The 18,497-nt window shown below is 44.7% G+C and carries 16 protein-coding genes; 5 read left to right on the top strand and 11 right to left on the bottom strand.

Going from position 1 to position 18,497, the window contains the following annotated elements:
- From EJA10_RS23850 to EJA10_RS21555, 4 genes are all read right to left on the bottom strand, one after another.
- The coding region (locus EJA10_RS23850) for a neutral zinc metallopeptidase (RefSeq protein WP_246017919.1) at positions 1-104 on the bottom strand (104 nt) is incomplete at its 3' end.
- A 221-nt stretch (positions 105-325) separates the two neighbouring features.
- Positions 326-1,453 carry an NAD(P)/FAD-dependent oxidoreductase gene (locus EJA10_RS21560; protein ID WP_125482104.1) on the bottom strand — a complete coding sequence of 376 codons (1,128 nt, stop codon included), beginning with the start codon at positions 1,451-1,453 and terminating at the stop codon, positions 326-328.
- Between the two features lie 86 nt (positions 1,454-1,539).
- The gene (locus EJA10_RS23590) at positions 1,540-1,704 is read right to left on the bottom strand and encodes a hypothetical protein (protein ID WP_170169216.1); all 165 of its coding nucleotides are present in this window, start codon (positions 1,702-1,704) and stop codon (positions 1,540-1,542) included.
- Between the two features lie 305 nt (positions 1,705-2,009).
- Positions 2,010-2,459, bottom strand: coding sequence for a DUF2243 domain-containing protein (locus EJA10_RS21555; RefSeq protein ID WP_125482098.1), 450 nt, complete (start codon positions 2,457-2,459; stop codon positions 2,010-2,012).
- A gap of 197 nt (positions 2,460-2,656) precedes the next feature.
- Between EJA10_RS21555 and EJA10_RS21550 the strand changes: the two genes are divergently transcribed.
- Complete coding sequence (locus tag EJA10_RS21550; protein WP_125482097.1) at positions 2,657-3,823, top strand: MFS transporter; 1,167 nt, start codon at positions 2,657-2,659, stop codon at positions 3,821-3,823.
- 98 nt (positions 3,824-3,921) lie between these two features.
- Complete coding sequence (gene pepF / locus EJA10_RS21545; RefSeq protein WP_425462113.1) at positions 3,922-5,745, top strand: oligoendopeptidase F; 1,824 nt, start codon at positions 3,922-3,924, stop codon at positions 5,743-5,745.
- Between the two features lie 47 nt (positions 5,746-5,792).
- On the opposite strand, the gene EJA10_RS21540 is transcribed toward pepF, so the two are convergent.
- The 5 genes from EJA10_RS21540 to EJA10_RS23585 all read right to left on the bottom strand — a co-directional run bounded on the left by EJA10_RS21540 (position 5,793) and on the right by EJA10_RS23585 (position 12,183).
- Entirely contained in the window at positions 5,793-6,380 is a 588-nt protein-coding gene (locus EJA10_RS21540) for a hypothetical protein (protein ID WP_125482095.1), read from the bottom strand.
- A 14-nt stretch (positions 6,381-6,394) separates the two neighbouring features.
- A complete protein-coding gene (locus tag EJA10_RS21535) occupies positions 6,395-7,567 on the bottom strand; it encodes a ParM/StbA family protein (protein WP_125482094.1) in 1,173 nt (390 codons plus the stop codon).
- Positions 7,568-8,338: 771 nt separating this feature from the next.
- Positions 8,339-8,680 (bottom strand): zinc ribbon domain-containing protein YjdM, encoded by a 342-nt coding sequence (locus tag EJA10_RS21530; protein ID WP_125482103.1) that lies wholly within the window; start codon positions 8,678-8,680, stop codon positions 8,339-8,341.
- 134 nt (positions 8,681-8,814) lie between these two features.
- Positions 8,815-11,895 carry an efflux RND transporter permease subunit gene (locus EJA10_RS21525; protein WP_125482093.1) on the bottom strand — a complete coding sequence of 1,027 codons (3,081 nt, stop codon included), beginning with the start codon at positions 11,893-11,895 and terminating at the stop codon, positions 8,815-8,817.
- Between the two features lie 138 nt (positions 11,896-12,033).
- Positions 12,034-12,183, bottom strand: a complete 150-nt coding sequence (locus EJA10_RS23585; protein ID WP_023613442.1) for a lipoprotein — start codon at positions 12,181-12,183, stop codon at positions 12,034-12,036.
- Between the two features lie 130 nt (positions 12,184-12,313).
- Between EJA10_RS23585 and EJA10_RS21520 the strand changes: the two genes are divergently transcribed.
- Together EJA10_RS21520 and EJA10_RS23995 are read left to right on the top strand one after the other, a co-directional pair.
- Positions 12,314-13,147 (top strand): DUF3231 family protein, encoded by an 834-nt coding sequence (locus tag EJA10_RS21520; RefSeq protein ID WP_281274542.1) that lies wholly within the window; start codon positions 12,314-12,316, stop codon positions 13,145-13,147.
- Entirely contained in the window at positions 13,144-13,305 is a 162-nt protein-coding gene (locus EJA10_RS23995; protein WP_281274541.1) for a DUF3231 family protein, read from the top strand. The genes EJA10_RS21520 and EJA10_RS23995 overlap by 4 nt, the downstream gene beginning before the upstream one ends.
- 50 nt (positions 13,306-13,355) lie before the next feature.
- Here the strand turns inward: EJA10_RS23995 and EJA10_RS21515 are convergent, their stop codons facing one another.
- The gene (locus EJA10_RS21515) at positions 13,356-15,755 is read right to left on the bottom strand and encodes a S8 family serine peptidase (RefSeq protein ID WP_125482092.1); all 2,400 of its coding nucleotides are present in this window, start codon (positions 15,753-15,755) and stop codon (positions 13,356-13,358) included.
- Between the two features lie 511 nt (positions 15,756-16,266).
- Here EJA10_RS21515 and EJA10_RS21510 point away from each other — a divergent pair.
- A complete protein-coding gene (locus EJA10_RS21510; protein WP_125482091.1) occupies positions 16,267-17,493 on the top strand; it encodes a dicarboxylate/amino acid:cation symporter in 1,227 nt (408 codons plus the stop codon).
- A gap of 44 nt (positions 17,494-17,537) precedes the next feature.
- On the opposite strand, the gene EJA10_RS21505 is transcribed toward EJA10_RS21510, so the two are convergent.
- Positions 17,538-18,497 (bottom strand): PDR/VanB family oxidoreductase, encoded by a 960-nt coding sequence (locus tag EJA10_RS21505; protein ID WP_125482090.1) that lies wholly within the window; start codon positions 18,495-18,497, stop codon positions 17,538-17,540.

Raw genomic sequence — 18,497 nt, 5'->3', positions numbered from 1 at the left:
GGGCTCGGAGATGTGTATAAGAGACAGCCCATGAGCATCCCGCCCCCGCCGCTTCCTCTGCGGTCCTCTACATTACTGCTTGCTCTTCTGCCTTTCCATTGCATGTGATGGTTCCTCCCTGCCTATAATGAACAACCTATTATTTTTAGAATTTCTTAGTGTTATACCCGCTATTGATCGATTTATTTGCTTTGCCAGGAATATTTTTTTGGTAAATGCTCATGACGATGGACCTTTATTATGTTTTCGCTTTACTTTTACTGAAAAATATATAAAAAACAGGACAACCAGAAAATCCGGTTGTCCTGCCCGCTTCTTTCATTGCCTAGGAAATAGTATCGCTTATGGCGCCTGATACATCGTACAGATCGAGGTCCAGTTCAACGCTTTCGCCTGCTGCCAGTTTGGCAAGCTGGGCACCGAGGTAAGGTCCCACTGTCAGGCCTGACGCGCCAAGTCCATTTGCCAGTAACAGGTTTTCGTAACCTGGAACGGATCCTATGATCGGAAGGAAGTTTGGTGCGACTGGACGGAATCCCACTTTTGTGTCGAGATAGGTGGCATCTGCCAGTCCCTGTGCCACTGTCAATCCTTTATCAATGATTTCATGCATCCCTCCCAATGTCGGCCGGCGGTCAAATTGCTTCTCATCTTCATGCGTTGCTCCGATGACCACCTTGCCTCCTTCAAATGCAAGGATATACTGATTATTGGGCGGCATGACGACTGGCCAGCTTCCAGTCTCTGTATTTTCAAGCTGCAGATGGATGATTTGTGCCTTTTGAGGGGAAATGCTAAGGTTCAGCCCTAGCGGTCTCAGGAGCTCAGGCGCCCATGCCCCTGCGGTCAGGATGATGCTGTCCGCTGCATATTTTGCCTCTCCCACTTTAACAGCTTCCACTTTCCCTCCAGAGGATACTAACTGAGCATCTCCTTTCACATATTCAGCACCATGTTTTAGCGAAGCGTTCAGCAGAGCAAGCTGCAGCAGCCTTCCGTTCACTCGTGCGCCGCCGCTAACATGTACGGATGCATATTCTTCTGATAATGGCGGAAAAAGTTCACGTGTTTCTTTGGAATCCAGCCGGGTGATGCCACCGATTTCCGGTGCATCCTCACGCCTCACCATCGCTCTTTCTTCCATTTTTGCAAGTTTATCCTGGTCGAAGTGAAGACTGACGGCTCCTACACGCTGATAACCTGTGTCGACTTCCCCGTCCTCTTCCAATTGGCTGATCAATGACGGGTAAAAGGCAGCCCCATTTTTCGCGAGAAAATACCAGGCCTTATTCCGACGCTGGGTCAGCCAGGGACAAATGATTCCAGCGGCTGCACCCGTCGCCTGCCCTGGCTCTTCCCGGTCAATGATCGTGACGTGTTTTCCTTCCTTTGCTAGCTGATAGGCAGTGGAAGTCCCTAATATTCCAGCTCCAATGACAATATATTTTTTCATCATTACACCTTTTCGTAAAAAAATTCTTGTAATCATTCTACAGAATTTTATTAAGAGACTCAAAGTTCCCGTAAAAAAAAGAGCTCTTATTCTACTTTAATAACAGTACGGTAAGCTATTTCTTTCCTGCCTGCGAACAAGACTCCATGGTTGTTCGCATTAAGCGTGACTTTGATTTCATAGATTCCTTTTTCCAGTTCACCGAGATGATAATAATTGCCATACAGGCGGTTTACCTTTTTCCCATTCAAATAGATATGCGCATGGCCTTCATGATAGCCTTTCCCACTCGAACCGGCTTTTTCCGGTGCGAAGGTGAAATTTTCAACCCTGACATGAAGCAGCCATGAGCCAGAAGGATCCTGCTTTACGCTGCCGGCAATCGAAGAGCTTGTACATCAGAGGGGATCTCGATTCGCTCATGCCCATGGGTATCCTTGTGCCATGATGCTTGAAAATGTCCATTTTGATTATGAAAATATAACAACACTGAAACAAAACTAAAGATGACAATAAAACTGATCTCCCTGTACATAAGCTTCCTCCCCTATTGAATCTAGGTATTTTTACACCTTCTTCTGACTGCCTCGCCGATGATCAGCAGCAGCAGACCGGATGCAAGAAAAGCAAGGTCATACATAAGCGCATTCGGATCCCCAGGTTTCACTCGATGGATCTGCAGAATATGGTGATTCACAATCCCTTCAAGCAGATTAAAGATACCTGCACCTGTCAAAAAGCCGGCAAGCAACTTTCTCACTCCTTGGGAAATGTCAGAAGGCTTCCCTGCAAGCCATAAAATGATCCCTCCCGCGACCAGGGCAACCGTGACGCTAAAATGAAACAGACCATCACTGAAGATTTGTCCAGGCCTATCGGTGTGCATATTGACACTGTGCCATTGAAGCAATTGGTGAAAAATAACCCCGTCCATCGCTCCCATAAAACCAAAGCCCAATATGAAGCTCCCTATCTGCAGGAATTTCCTTTTTGTTTTTGGACTCAATCATCCCACTCCTCTTCGTGAACTTCTGATTTATATATCCTCAAATTAGAGCTGCTAATCTTTTCTCGAGAATGAGTTTTCACTATAAATGCGGGGTTTTTGAAATCTCTTTTAGGTATCCTGCAAAGGTTTCTGCTATAATTTTGATATTGCAATTTTAAAGTTTGATCAGCTGAAGCAATGGAGTGATTGTATAGATGAATACAAAAAAGGCGCTGCCTATTTTATTTTTGGTCATGTTTCTTGTCATGGTCGGTTTCGGAATCATTATACCTGTCATCCCTTTTTATGCGGAGGAAATCGGGGCCACTCCTACACAGCTGGGGCTATTGATGGCTGTGTACTCCTTGATGCAGCTTCTATTCGCGCCAATGTGGGGACGCATTTCCGACAGGATTGGAAGAAAGCCTGTCATCATGATCGGAATTTTAGGGCTTTCGCTTTCGTTTTTCCTGATGGCGCTTTCTACGGAGCTCTGGATGCTGTTCGCGGCAAGGATTATCGGCGGGCTCCTATCCTCAGCCAATATGCCGACTGTCATGGCATATGTCGCTGATATCACTTCCGAAGAAGACAGAGGCAAGGGCATGGGCATCATCGGTGCTTCGGTGGGACTTGGTTTCATTTTCGGTCCGGCGATTGGAGGCATTTTTTCACAATCAAGCCTGAACACACCTTTTTACCTTGCAGGAGCCACTTCACTTATAACATTTTTGCTCGTCACCTTTGTTTTAAAGGAATCGCTTTCTCCTGAACAGCGCAACAGCGAGGAAAGAGAACGAACGTCGTTGCTTAAGGCCTTTAATGGCCCACTATCCATGTTGTTCGTGCTACAGTTGTTCGTTTCGCTTTCACTGTCCGGACTTGAAGCTACTTTTGCCTATTTCGCGGCACAAAAAGCGGGACTAGGTACTGTCGAACTTGGTTATATTTTTATGATCATGGGGCTTGCGGGTGCTATTGTTCAGGGCGGCCTCGTTGGGAGGATGACGAAAAAGCTTGGTGAAGGTGCAGTCATTCAACTGGGAATCGTCATCTCTGCGATTGGCTTCGGTCTAATCCTCTTAACCGAGGGGTTCGGAACCGCCGCGCTCTTCCTGACGATTTTCGGAGTGGGGAACGGCTTCATTCGTCCTAGTGTATCGTCTCTGTTGACAAAAAAGTCAACAGCAGGACACGGAAGCACAACCGGACTGCTTTCCTCTTTCGATTCACTTGGCAGGATCATCGGCCCTCCATTAGGAGGCTGGCTGTTCACGATCGCGATTGGTATGCCTTATATATCCGGCATCATCCTTTCCGCCATCGCCTTGGTTCTATACCGTATATATAGTGCCGGTTCAGTTGGCACTGCAAATTATTAAGACGGCAAATGTGCCGTCTTTTTTATTTTTCTAAATATTTCACTAATTTACTAACAATACTTCGGGATTCGTAGTAATATGAAAAGATAAAGGAGGAGATGCAATTGAATAAAACAGTAGAGAAACGCCTGGCACGATCGGAAGTCCCTGCTGAGCTGACATGGAACCTTGACGATTTATTCCTGTCTGACCTGGCATGGGAAGCTGAATTGGCCGCAATCGAGGAAGAGATGAAGCAATTCTCCAGCTTCAAGGGAACTTTACATACAAGCTCAAAGGCCTTGCTTGAGTGCCTAAAATTGCAGGAAGAGTTGATGAAGAAACTGGTCAAGGCACGCACATACGCCAGCCTGAAACAGTCTGCTGATGGAACAGATCCCGTTAATCAAGCAAATTCTGCAAAGGTAGCTGCTGTCAGCACCAGTGCATTTGCCGCTTTATCTTTTATTTCTTCTGAAATCCTCGAATTCGAGGAGAGCACGATCGAAAAGTTCATTCAGGAAGAACCGGAATTGGAACCCTTCAAAAACAATCTTGCAGATCTGCTCGAAACCAAACCTTACAAGTTATCGCCTGAAACCGAGGAAGTACTGGCGGCACTCGGGGAAGTCCATTCAGCCCCATATACGATTTATGGAATGGCAAAGCTTGCAGATATGGAGTTCGATCCGATCCAGGATGAAGCTGGCAATGAGCTGCCTGTATCATTTGCTTTGTTTGAGAGCCGCTATGAGTTTTCACCAGATACGGATGTGCGCAGGAAAGCATATGGATCGTTTGTTTCCACATTAAAACAATATAAAAACACGATTGCTGCTACCTATGCAACCGAGGTAAAAAAACAGGTTACCCTGGCAAAGCTGAGAAACTATGAATCTGTTACCCATATGCTCCTCGAGCCGCAGCAGGTCACACTCGAAATGTACAATAACCAGATTGATATCATCTATAAGGAGCTGGCACCGCATATGCGCCGCTTTGCCCAGCTCAAGAAGAAGGTCCTGGGTCTTGATAAAATGATGTTCTGCGACTTGAAGGCTCCTTTTGACCCGGAATTCGATCCGAATATCACCTACAAGGAAGCAGAAGAACTGATCACCGAGTCCTTAAAGGTAATGGGTCCTGAATATACCTCCATGATTGAAAAAGGTTTCAAAGAACGGTGGGTTGACCTCGCTGATAATGTCGGCAAGTCAACAGGAGCATTCTGCTCAAGTCCATATGGCTCGCATCCATATATCCTGATCACCTGGGCAGACAATATGCGCGGCTGCTTTACGCTTGCACATGAATTCGGGCATGCAGGACATTTTTACCTGGCGAACAGCAACCAGCGCATCATGAATGTCCGTCCTTCCATGTATTTCATCGAAGCACCATCTACCATGAATGAGATGCTTCTGGCCCAGCATCTTCTTAAAAAAAATAAAGACGATGCACAGATGAGCCGCTGGGTCGTCCTGCAGCTTTTAGGAACGTATTATCATAACTTTGTCACCCACCTGCTTGAGGCAGAATACCAGCGCCGCGTTTACGCGCATGCTGAAGCCGGGAAGGCCCTGACAGCAAAAACACTCACTGAGATCAAAACAGATGTCCTCGAAGGCTTCTGGGGCGATACAGTGGAATTAGATGAAGGAGCAGGCCTGACCTGGATGCGCCAGCCTCACTACTACATGGGCTTGTACCCATACACGTACTCAGCCGATTTGACCGCATCAACTACTGTATCACAATTGATCCAGGAACAAGGGCAGCCTGCCGTCGACCGCTGGCTCGAGGTGCTCCGCGCGGGCGGCACTATGAAGCCGCTTGAGCTGCTGAAGCATGCAGGACTGGATATGTCGACACCTGAACCAGTACGCAAAGCGGTTGCGTATGTAGGCTCATTGATCGATGAGCTGGAGCAATCGTATCAATAAAAACGGAAAGGACCCATGGGCAATACGCTCCATGGGTCCTTTTCTGGTTACTTATTCATTTTAGCGAGGAAATCTCCGAGAATGTCGTCCAGATCCTCTTCCTTCTCTTCGGTTTCTTCTTCTGGCTCCTCGGTTTGCCTGATGGATTCCCAAACAAATGAATCCAGGTCATCATCCGCTGATTCCTCAGCAGCCGAAGCAGTTTCTTCGGTAAAAGATACATCCTCTTCTTCGGAAATAACTGGGTAGTCAATGTCCTCCTGAAGATACAGGGCCTCGTCTATTTCCGTTGACTTGCTGTTCAATGATGCCAGGAGTGCCGTGGATCGAACAGGATCCGTCAGCAGGTGATACACAATATTGCCAAGCAAGGCTTCTGAATGCTCATGCTTCATCCAATCCCTTTGCGATTTACTGAGATTGCGCGGAAGAGGGATGGTAATCGTTTCCCGTTCCCTGGAGTACGAATTCCCCACACCCTGCATGACAAATTCAGCAATTTTACTGGAGAAATTCCTTCTCTCGGTTTCTTTCAATTTTTGAAGTTGCCTCAAAAGATGGTCCGGAGTATCAGACGGGACACGGAACGACAGGGCCTGTCCTCTCTTAATCTCGTTTGGGTTGGTTTTTTTCATGGGATCACCTTACTTTAGCTTTTGACAGTCTCGGACTTAGCGCTGCTTTTCTCTGATTTTTTTACAAAATCCATGATGAGCTTATAATACGCATTAGCCATCATCCAGATGCTCTCTTTTTCATCCTCGAAGAATTCAATATTGTAGCCATCCAGATTATTGTTCAATGTCTTGATATATTCCTTCAGAACGGTTGCACCGCCGCCGACAAAGTAGCAGATTTCTGTCTGGGAGTTCTTTGCCCACACATTGCGAAGCAGACGGTATTGCTTCTTGGCAAGTTCAAGCAGGATGCGGTCTGTGATATCATGCACGCTTGTCCGGCTTCCTTTGACCATGATATGATTGCGGTCATTTTTGCGCGTAATGATTTCAACCACATCTCTGCGGCTGTCCAGTTCCACTCCGTGCTTGCTGCGGATTTCTTCCCTGATTTGCTCCAATGCTTCGGAAACTCCCAGATTGAAGCCCTGTGCTTTGTCATCATCCACATTGCGGTTCTTGATCACCGCGATATCTGTTGAAAGACCGCCGATATCCTGGATCAGGATTCTTCTATCAATTAGATCCTTGTTAATGATCTTCAGGCTGTTGTCCATTACCAGATTGATATAAGCCGCGAATCCCTCTGGATATACTTTCACTTCATCAAACTTAATATTGACCTTGATTCCCTGGTATTTAGGAGTGACAAGGAATTCTACCTGGTGTACAGAGCCTACCAACTTAGAACGGTAACCAGCGTCTTTTCCTTCCTTGACTTCGCGGAGCGGAAGTCCAGTACCGAGCGTATAGTTCGCATCGATGACATTTTTGTTTTTCGGGAAAAGTTTGCCGTTCTCGTCCTTGACGGCATCGAGCGCAAGGGTTGCAAACAGCATGATCAATGTTTGGTCTTCCTCAGACTTGCTGCTGCCCGGATCCAATTCAGTCGCATTATCGCTCTTAGTAGCCAGATTGCCGACACGATAAATGACATTATTCTCTTTCAGGGCAGGGGAGTGAACGCGGACGTGGATTCCATCAAGCGGATCCTTAGAGTCAAGTTCCTCGATTCCAATAACAGGACGGTCTTCTGTATCTCTTGCCACGATATTAGGGATATTCAATTCATTATCAAAATCTCCGAAAATAGCTTTAATAGAATCGTTACCAACATCAACTGCTGCAATTCTGGATTTCGTCATTATAATCATTCCTTTTCATTGATCTAAGTAGATATGTATACTCACTTACTATTTTAAAGGTAAAGGGAAATAATAGATACTGCAATAAATTCACGAGAAAAGAAATATAATTGTAAACATGTAAACGAGCTGTAACTCCAACCCTGGAATGTATACATTATTGTACACAATGAATACAAAGTTGTATACACGTTGGTATAACAATATGTTTACAGGATTGTATACAAGTATACGTTTTTGTACACGTAATGTTTACATTTAGTATACATGTACACAAAATTGTATACACCGCCTTTTGTTTCCATAAATTGGTGGAAGACTGCCTTGGTTTCTTCTATCTCTCTCCTCCCCTCTCGGAAGACTTCGATCCCTTTTTTATTGAGATGCTCCAAAAAAGGATGGGATTAAAAAAGCGAAGTGGAAAAATGTTGTTGAATTTTTCAAGGAGGGTTTTATAAAGTTTACAAAGTATAGACGTTGAGAAATAAATAAGGGAGTTTTCGACTTAAAGGTTCGCTTTCGAAAATCCACATTTATTATCGTGGCACTACTAGCCCCTGGACATTGAATAGTGCCTGGTGCTGACTGAACAAAACTATTCAATATAAGAGAGATCGTAATAAAAAGAATATGATTCTAAGGTTGTTAGTGGATCGAGTCCCCTCCCCTGCTTACTTTATTGGCAGCAAAAAAGGCGTCGAAACTTGCTGAAAGAGGAAGAAGAAGATAAAAATGCAAAAAACAAGCCAGACAAATGCCTGGCCTGAAGTGTTAGATTTTCTTTACAAATTCTGACTTGAGCTTCATTGCACCAAAGCCGTCTATTTTACATTCAATATCGTGATCTCCTTCAACAAGGCGGATACCCTTAACCTTAGTACCAATTTTAATGACTGATGAAGTGCCTTTCACTTTTAAATCTTTAATGACTGAGACTGTGTCACCATCGTTCAGCGCATTTCCATTTGAATCCTTCACTACCTTTGGCTCATCACTATGATCGGTTCCATCAGATGGATTCCACTCGTGTGCGCATTCTGGACAAACGAATAATAGACCGTCTTCATATGTATATTCCGAGCTGCATTTCGGACAATTAGGCAAGTTAGACATCATAATCCTCCAAACATTATCGTGATCTCTTTATTATATCGATTTGTGCAGGTCAATTATATAGGGGATAGTAACATACTGATAAACATAAAGAAGCCCCGGTGGACGACTAGTCATTCACCAGGGCTTTATCATTAATTTTCTATAACCTCTTTGCGATTTTTCTTAAAGACTTTGGAAAGTACTTCATATACAATCGGCACGATAATCAGTGTTAACAACGTCGAACTTGTTAAACCACCGATAACGGTAATTGCCAGACCCTTGGAGATCAGTCCGCCTCCACCTGAGCCTATTGCAAGTGGAATCAGGGCACCGACAGTAGCAATCGCTGTCATCAGGATCGGGCGCAGACGGGTTGCCCCTGCTTCGAGAACGGCTTCCCTCATTGTCAATCCCTCTCGCTCCATGTGAATGATTCGATCTACAAGAACGATGGCGTTTGTTACGACAATGCCAATCAGCATTAAAAGACCCATCATGACAGATACAGAGATCGTTTCACCTGCTATAAGCAGTCCGACAAACGATCCGATGACTGCAAATGGAAGCGAGAATAAGATTGCGAATGGAGCCACACCCTCCCTGAAGGTAACAACGAGGATGAAGTAAACAATCGCAACAGCCGCAAGCATAGCTGCTCCAAGCTGCGTAAAGGTTTCTGTCATATCTGCCTGCACACCGGCCACGCCTACTTCCACACCCTTTGGAAGGTTTAACTCATCAATCGCTTTTTCAGCTTCAGAGGTCGCTTTTGACAGATCGTCGTCAATGACTTTTCCAGACACTGAAGCATAGTATTGTCCTTTGCTCCTCGCAAGCGTGTTCATGGTGGTTCCTTTTTCAACACTGACTAATTCTGACAGCGGCATCGTTGTACCAAGCGCTGTTTGCACCTCAACGGCAAGCAGGTCCTCAATCGATTCAGGCTGCTTCTCTTGCTCCTGCTGTACAATCACATCAAGGGTTTCGCCATTTTTCTCAACAGTGGTCAAGACCTCTTTTGTCTTGTTAGGGCTCAACATCATGACAATCTGACCTGCCGTTAACCCGTATTGCAGCAATTCATCCTGCTCAACTTTAAAGGTATATTCCACATAGGCATCTTCCGCACTTGAAGATACATCCTTCAACCCTTCAATACTTTTCAGTTCTTCTTCTACCTTTTTAACAGCCTGGTTCAGTTTGCCTAAATCCTCGCTGTAAAAGGTGTAGCTGACTTCATTTTCCGGCATCGACATGACGAAATTCTGGCTTTTCCACTCGCCGCTGTGGCCAATGTTAAAGACATATTCCTCCAGTTGGTCTCGCACCTCAGAGAAATTGTCGGTATCAGGATCGAAGATGAGGTACATTAACGCTCCACCTGCTCCTCCGCCCATCATAGCCGCCATCTGGTCAGCTTCCTCGTTAATCGATACTTGCACAATGTCAATATCATCACGCTTCAGCATTTCTTCTTCTACATCTGCTACATTGGCGATGGTGTCTTCCTTAAGGTCACCTGCCTTTGGAGTATAGGTCAAATACATGACCTTCTCTTCTTCACTGCCCATGAAGCTGAAGCCAATCAGCGGTGTCAGGGCTAGACTTCCAACAAGCAATACTACAGCAATCAAGGAAGTAATAATTTTGTGGTTCAGCGACTTATTAAGGACGCCTTTATACCATTCAGCCAGTTTGCCAACTTCTTTGTGGCTGCTTTCTGTTTTTTCACCATAAAGCTTCTTCCTAAATAAGAAATGCGACAACGCTGGTACAATCGTAATCGCAACAATCAGCGATGCACCAAGGGCAAATGACATCGTCAGCGCGAATGGAGTAAACAGCTCCCCTACCATTCCGCCAACGAAAATCAGCGGTGCAAATACTGCAACCGTAACGAGCGTCGAGGACAAGATTGGCTTGAACATTTCAATGGTTGCTTCCCGTACAAGCGCCCTGCCTGTCTGTTTTTCTTCTTTTAAATGCAGGCGGCGATAAATATTCTCCACAACGACAATGGAATCATCAATGACACGTCCTATCGCAACGGTAATCGCACCGAGTGTCATGATGTTCAGCGTAATATCCATCCAGTTCAACAGCAGCAACGCCATGAAAATCGAAACCGGGATGGAAACAATCGATATAATCGTAGATTTGAAGTCACGCAGGAAAAGAAGGATGATCAAGACCGCAATCAAACCGCCGAATAACGCTTTTTCGACCATCGTGATGACAGACTCTTCAATCGGTTCCCCCTGGTCAAGTGTCACATCAATGGCCAGGCCGTCAAATTTTGCCTCTTCTTCTTTGACCAGCTCTTTAACTTCATTGACTACATCAACTGTGTTAGCCTGCTGTTCTTTAACTATTTGGATGGCAATCGCATCTTCCCCATTCTTACGGGAAATGGATTGCACCTTGCCGACTAATTCAATCTCGGCAATCTCACTTAATTTTACAAAAGGAGATGGCTGGTCCGCTGATGGAGTGACCGGAATCAGCATATTCTTTAACTCATCCGCTGTTGTGAATTTGCCATCGACCGCTACCGCCTGCTCCCCTTCTTTGAATTCAAAAAGCCCGAGGGAAACGCCCAGATTGCTGGCCTGAATCATTTCCTTCACTTTCGTTTCTGTTAATCCATATTGCGCAAGCTTGGCTTCGTCATACGTTAGATTCACTTCCTCAATATGCTGTCCAGTGATCGTGACAGAAGCAACACCGTCAATCTTATCAATTTTCGGAAGAAGAATTTCCTCGACCGTGGATGTAAGTTCGACAATATCCTCATTTTCACTGCTGACACTGAGTGCAGCGACCGGCATCATGTTCATGCTGATTGAAGTAATCGTCGGCTCCTGTGCCCCTTCAGGCAATTTGACCGTGTCCAACGCTGATTGCAACGCACGCTTGGCCTCATCCATATCGATGCCATACTCATACTCAATCTGGATATTGGCCATGTTGGAGTAAGAGTTTGAATAGACGTATTTAACATCATCCAGACCATCGACTGCTTTTTCAATCGGGATGGAGACCTCCTCCATCACTTTCTCGGGAGTCGCCCCCGGGTAGACATCCATTACCATTAAGTAAGGAATCGAAATGTTCGGGATAGTCTCCATATTCATCCGGGTCCCTGAATAGATTCCTGATACAGTAATAATAATGGTAAGCAGCCAAACGGCCAGTTTATTTCCCAGTACAAAATTGACTAAATTTTTCACTATCGCACCTACCTCAAAATGACTTTTCCAGTACATAATCATGTTACTGACTGACCGGTCATTTGTCAATGATAGACGTACAATATAGAACCCGAGGGCAAAAAAAATCCCGCTTCAGATTAGAAGCGGATGGAAACTTTATTCATCATCAATTTCGCCGTCACCAATTTCATCCTCTTCCTCGACATCTTCCAGCTGTTCGCCTTCCTCAGGAGGCGCGTCATTGCCGCAGCCTGTCACGGTGAACATCGAAATAGCCAATAAAAACATAAACAATAGCTTCTTCATTTTCAAAACCTCCTTTGAAAAAAGTTTTTCCAAGGGATGGTTTTCTATGTACTCTCTTTGATATATTTTCAATTATTGTAATAAAACCCAGGAAGAAATGAAAACTAATAGCAAAGGAGTGACTCGTCAAATGAGTGGAATAAATGTAGACCTCACATCAACGGAGATATCGAATATCTGGTCTTCCTACTTAAAAAGCAGTATGGAGTTGAGGTTCTTTCAATATTTCTATGCAACTGCAGAAGACATAGAGGTTAAAAATATCGTCGAGAAAATGATGGAGTTTTCCCGGAAAAGCCTTGAAGACCTGAAGGAAATTTACACAAAAGAAAACCTGACAATTCCTTTAGGATTTACCGAAAAGGATGTCCGACTGGATGCTGATAAAGTCTTTTCCGACACCTTTATTCTATACATTTGCCATGACATAACGATGCTTTCACTAAGTACATACCCAAGCGCTTTACCCGATTGCACCAGGAAAGATGTCCGTGATTATTTTCAGCATGCGATAGAATTCACGTTGCAAATACAAAACGAAATTACTGATTTAATGTTGTCACAGGGTGTTTACCTGAAATCGCCTCAAGTTGCCATGGACCATACGATAGATTTAGTCGACAACATGAAGTACCTTAATGGTTTGTTCGGTGGGTCAAGGCCAGTCAATGCAGCTGAAATCGCCAACCTCTCAAGAATCATCCACCGGGCCCGTTTTTCAAAAATGGTCCTAGTGACCTGCAGTAAATTGGCTTCACACTCAGAAGTAAAGCAGCATTTCAGTAAAGGAAGGGACGCGCTGGATAAAGTCCTGAATTCCCTTGAAGAAGTTCTTGAAAAAGAAAATATCCCATTTTCAGCATCCGGAGATTTCAATATTTTCGACGTAAAACATTCGCCCTTCTCTGATAAGCTGATGTTATTCTTTGTAAACACCTGCTTAGGGATGTTCTGCTTTACATGATCAATCAGGCACTGACCTCCAGTTTGAGATCAGATATCGTCACTAAATTCACGGTCATCTCCAACCAAATGAAGAAATATTACGGAAAAGGCCTGCTGCTATTAATTAGCGAAAAATGGCTGGAGCAGCCGCCACAGGCGTTGGATCGGAAGGTGTAAATAAAAAAGGATTCCAGCTGAGCCAGGCCAGATGGAATCCTTTTTTATTTCTATTCTTTTGTTACTAGATAGGCTTTGTACTCAGTGACGCCTGCTTTTTCTACGTATACAGCTATTACCCATTGGCCATTAGGTAGATTGATGCCGTTTAGTACGGTGCCATCCCATTCGAATTCATGGAATGGAGCAAGTGCATTTTCAAATGATCCAATTGTGTCCACAAAGCCGCCAATTGTTCCATTAGGATTGAAAACATAAACATCATATTCAAGTACTTCCGCACCACCAGGAAGATACGCGCCCACATAGTATCCATTATCTGCTTTCTCCATGAACGCGCCCGTTACCCGAGGGTAATCCGGCTCACCAACGAACAGGATGGTCGGAACATCGATTGTCTGTGAACCATCGCTAATTTTAATTGTACCTTCGTAATAACCTGGTTCCAGTTTAGAAGTATCCACCTGGACATTGAAGTTCACTTGCTGGGACTTGCCAGCTGGAACCTTGAGATTTGCACTAGTCATTACCTTGATGCCATCTGGATCTCCAGCCAGCTCTACATCAAAGCTATATCTCTTGCTTTTTTCGGAAAGGTTCTTGATTTCAAAGCTATTTTTTTCTACTTGCTTGCCGCCATCCTTCACAAACTTGCCAAATGAATGGCTTCCAGGAGCGACGAGAGTTTTTGTATTCAAAGCATCAACAACACGGATGCTGCCTGCCCCCTGAGAATTATGGGCATAAGCTTCATCAGTAGCTGGGTCAATTACATCTACAGCAGTGTTCATTAACGCCGCTTTCACGTCCTCAGTTCCCCATTGAGGATGCTTTTGCAGAAGCAATGCTGCTGCACCAGCAACGTGTGGAGATGACATACTAGTACCTTGTAATGCCGCATATCCTTCTCCAGGGAAAGTACTTACAATGTTCACGCCAGGTGCTGATACATCCGGCTTGATCATCCAAGTGTGCGTAACAGGACCTCTAGAAGAGAAAGAAGCCATTGATTCGCCAACTGCTTTGTCAAACTCGATATTGAAAGATACTTCGTTGTTGCCTGCCTCTAACTCAGCTAGCAACTTCTGGCCATCTGCCAATGTCGTCTTTATAGTTGGGACTGCTAATCCAGGAACATCTGCATGCTCCCCAGCAACATTGTTGAAAATGATGGCTCCAACTGCACCAGCCTCTTTTGCATTTTCAGCTTTATCTACGAATGCAAATTCACCACGGCTGATCAGAGCAATTTTCCCTTCGAGATCTTTGCCTTCAAAATCACCTTTTGCACCTAATCCAACGTAAACGAACTCAAACTCTTTACCATTTAGTGCAAGTAACTCATTATCACTTGGAAAACCTTGAACTTTTGCTGAAGGGTATTCTACACCTTCAGATGTTGAAATTACTGATTTGTACATATTGTACGGCAGCTGTGTAGCCCCTACAGAGATCGCGTCACGGGAAGTTCCCGGAGATCCAACTGTCCAGTTGTTTGGACCTGCGTTTCCGTTTGAAGTAACGGCTACTACGCCTTCAGCCATAGCCCAATCCAAAGCAATTGAAGTTGCCCAGTCAGGGTTATTCAACGAGTTTCCTAGAGACAGGTTCATGACGTCAGCGCCGTCTTGAACAGCCAATTCAACACCTGCTACTACATCTTCTGTCGTACCGCCGTTAGGTCCAAGTACACGGTATCCTAACAATTTAGCCTCTGGAGCTACCCCTTTGATTGCTCCATTCGCTGCAACCGTACCTGATACGTGAGTACCGTGGTATTGTCCAGGACCTTCCTGTGGATCATTATCATCATTTACAAAGTCATATCCTTTGTAATCCCCGAATGCATGGGCAAGGTCAGGGTGCGTGTAATCAACACCAGTATCAATGACTGCTACTGTCACACCTTCACCTGTAAATCCAGCATCCCAAGCTTCATTCGCACCGATGAATGGAGCACTTGCCATCATGTTCGGGCTGAATGATTCTGCAGAGATTTCTTCAGCAGAAATGACATCAGCTGTATAATGGACATTCGGGTAGACTGCCTTTACGCCCGGCAGCGCTAATAGTTTAATAATTTCATTTGCTGGTAGTTTCGCAGAGAATCCAGAGAATACATAGTCATATTCCCTTTTAACCTCTGCTCCTTTCACAGAGTTCTTAAATGCACCAATGACTTTTCCTCTTTCGGCTTTAAGGTTAGCCTTTGATTGCTTTTTCCCTTTATGCTTCGCTTCTACAATCGACTCTGCTTTTAACTCGACAATGACCGAAGTCGGCTTGCTTGAAGAAAGTTCAATATCCCCGAAAATTTCCGCTAAAGGCAATTCAGTCAATTTTGTTTGTGAGGTTGCCCCTCCATTTGCTGCTGCCCCAAAACCAAACGTTGAAAAAATCAGTACAAATGCTACTAAAGTAAGTAAAACTCTTGGAAAATACCTCTTCATTCCTTCGCCTCATCCTCTCTCGGAAAAATAATAATCATCACCCTCACTCTTATGTACTGAATTGACACCTCCTTAGGAAAAAAGAGCGAGTATGTATCTAAAAAACTCTTACCTAATACTAATTAACTAATGTTTAACCTTTTCCTTTATAAAGTTTTCCAAAAATTCCGACTAATTTATACAGCGAGATTCTTATTAAGAAAACATATTCTGATACCTGTAGAGAATCTTCAACAACAGTTGATAAATAACGATAGATTAAGACCGTTTATCTTCGACAGTATTATTAAATGGATCGCGATCTTGTATAAAACTCATTGCCCAATTTGATCGTCATTACCCCCTTCCCTAACTTCTCTGCCCTAAATGAAGTTCATTAAAGAGAATTCCCCTTGTACAATTCACTATTGTTTCTATCCCTGAAGAAGTGTAGTTTATTAATAAGTGGAAGTTAACACCAGTACCCTAGAGTTAACTTAAATTTACTAGATAAGTAGAGGCGATTTTAGAAGTGAGCTTATGGACTAAATATAAAAATTCATCTTTCATCTTAAAAATGACCACGGGCTTTGTCCTGGGTATTTTAGCCGGTGTGATTATGGGACCCGACACAGAGGTTTTCAAGCCGCTTGGGACGCTGCTGATCAAACTGCTCAGCCTCATTGCGACCCCTGTGGTATTCCTGACCGTTGTGCTTGCCGTCAACCAGATGAACCCTGCCCAGTTAGGCAGGACGGGTGGCAAGCTGATTATGTATTATGGTTTGACGACGGCTGCTGCTGTATTGATCGGTCTGGGCCTGGCATTGTGGATCAGCCCGGGAAATTCGCTGTCACTTCCGGATGCAAAGGTTGAGAAGCCTGCCACACCATCGATTTCAGACGTGATTTTTAATATTGTTCCTGACAATTTCTTTGCTGCTTTTACTTCAGGGAACCTAATGGCAATCCTGTTCCTTGCCATCATTATTGGTTATGCCATGTCAGGGATGAGGTACTCGAACGAGGAGAAAATCCAGAACTATGGAACACAGCTGCAGACTTTTTTTGAAGCGGCAAATGAACTTTTTTTCCGAATCTTGAAGGGAATCCTGCTATACGCACCGATTGGTATTTTTGCGATTGGCGCTACGACATTCGGAACGCAGGGATGGGATACACTGACATCCTTGCTGGAGTTTACAGCTGTCTTTTATCTCGGCATCATCCTGCTTTGGATTTTTGTGTACAGCGGGACTCTGAAACTTTTCAACATTCCGGTGCTGAAGTTTTACGCGAACACAAAGGATGCTTTTACAACGGCCTTCTTCACCTCGAGCAGTATTGCTTCCTTGCCGGTTGCAATCGAAAGTGCGAAAAAAGCCGGAGTCTCTGATAAAATGGTCAATTTCAGCCTTCCGCTTGGAGCTGTCTTCAATTCTGATGGCGGCGCGCTGAGAATGGGAGCCTCCATTGTCTTCGCTGCAAATGTCACGGGAGCCAACTTCTCGCTTATGGATTATTTCACCATCATCCTTGTTGGTACACTCCTTTCCATCGGGACAGCTGGAATACCGGCGGCAGGGCTTGTCACGCTGTCCGTCGTCTTGACAATGTTTGACCTGCCACTTGAAATCGTTGCCCTGATCGCAGGCGTTGACGCACTCATCGGCATGGCCGGCACAGCCTCCAATGTGGTTGGAGACGTCGTCGGTGCGGCCGTTGTCGACCAATCCGAAAAGAAAGCCGAAATGGCTTGATAACGAGAAAACCGCATCTCAAACGGATGCGGTTTTCTTTTGTGCTATAAATCCAGCACCAATCTTCCCTTCCCCCGGGAAACGCAGCACAGCATCGTATGATTTGAACGCTGTTGGTCTTCCGTCAGGAATGAGTCATAATGTTGGATGTCTCCTTCTTCTACCTTTATTTCACATGTCCCACAGCCCCCTGCTCGGCAGGAATAGGGCACATTGACTCCAATTTCGCGAAGTACTTCCAATAAGGTGGAATCGGCGGGGACATCTAAAAGTTTCCCGCTGTGTTTGAGAGTCACTTCAAATGGTTTCCGCTGCAATTGGGCAGGGGCTGCAAAACGCTCGAAATGCACGTTGAACGAAGGGTACCCAAAGTTCTTGGCAGCTGTTCTAAAATCCTCAATAAATCTTTCCGGCCCGCAAAAATAAACATGGGTGCCAATAGGGTGATCTTCAAGCTGTACCGGTGATAGGCGTTTGGCTGGCTCGCCTTCTGAAAAATAAAAGTGGCACTTGCCAGGATACGCTTGGTTTAAAAAATCATAAAAAGCGCACTGCTCCTTAGATTTCGCTGCATAATGAAGTTCAAATGCAAAATTCTTCTCCGCCAGCTCAGCCATCATTGACAAAAATGGCGTGATTCCAATACCCGCTGCATAAAAAACATGATGTTTTGCCTGAAAGCTCAACGGAAAAGAATTTTTCGGGTAGCTGACGGTAATGACATCTCCCTCATGGACATGTTGATGCCAATAGAGCGAGCCGCCTGATGAATTCTCTGACAGACGCACAGCGATTTCGTATACCGCAGATCCAGAGATAGAAAACAGCGAATAAGGCCTTTCCGTTGTGCCAGAAGGATGCGGCAAGAAGGTAGTCAGGTGGGAACCTCCGCTGAAAGACGGAAGCTTTCCATCAGTGACTGCCTCCAATGTGAATCTTTTAATAGCATCAGTTTCTACCGTTATTTGTTTTACCTGTACTTTGAGAGTTGGTTTTCGTTGCAA

The sequence above is a fragment of the Mesobacillus subterraneus genome, assembly GCF_003937825.1.
Taxonomy (GTDB): domain Bacteria; phylum Bacillota; class Bacilli; order Bacillales; family Cytobacillaceae; genus Mesobacillus; species Mesobacillus subterraneus.
This window is presented reverse-complemented; position numbering and strand designations above follow the sequence as displayed.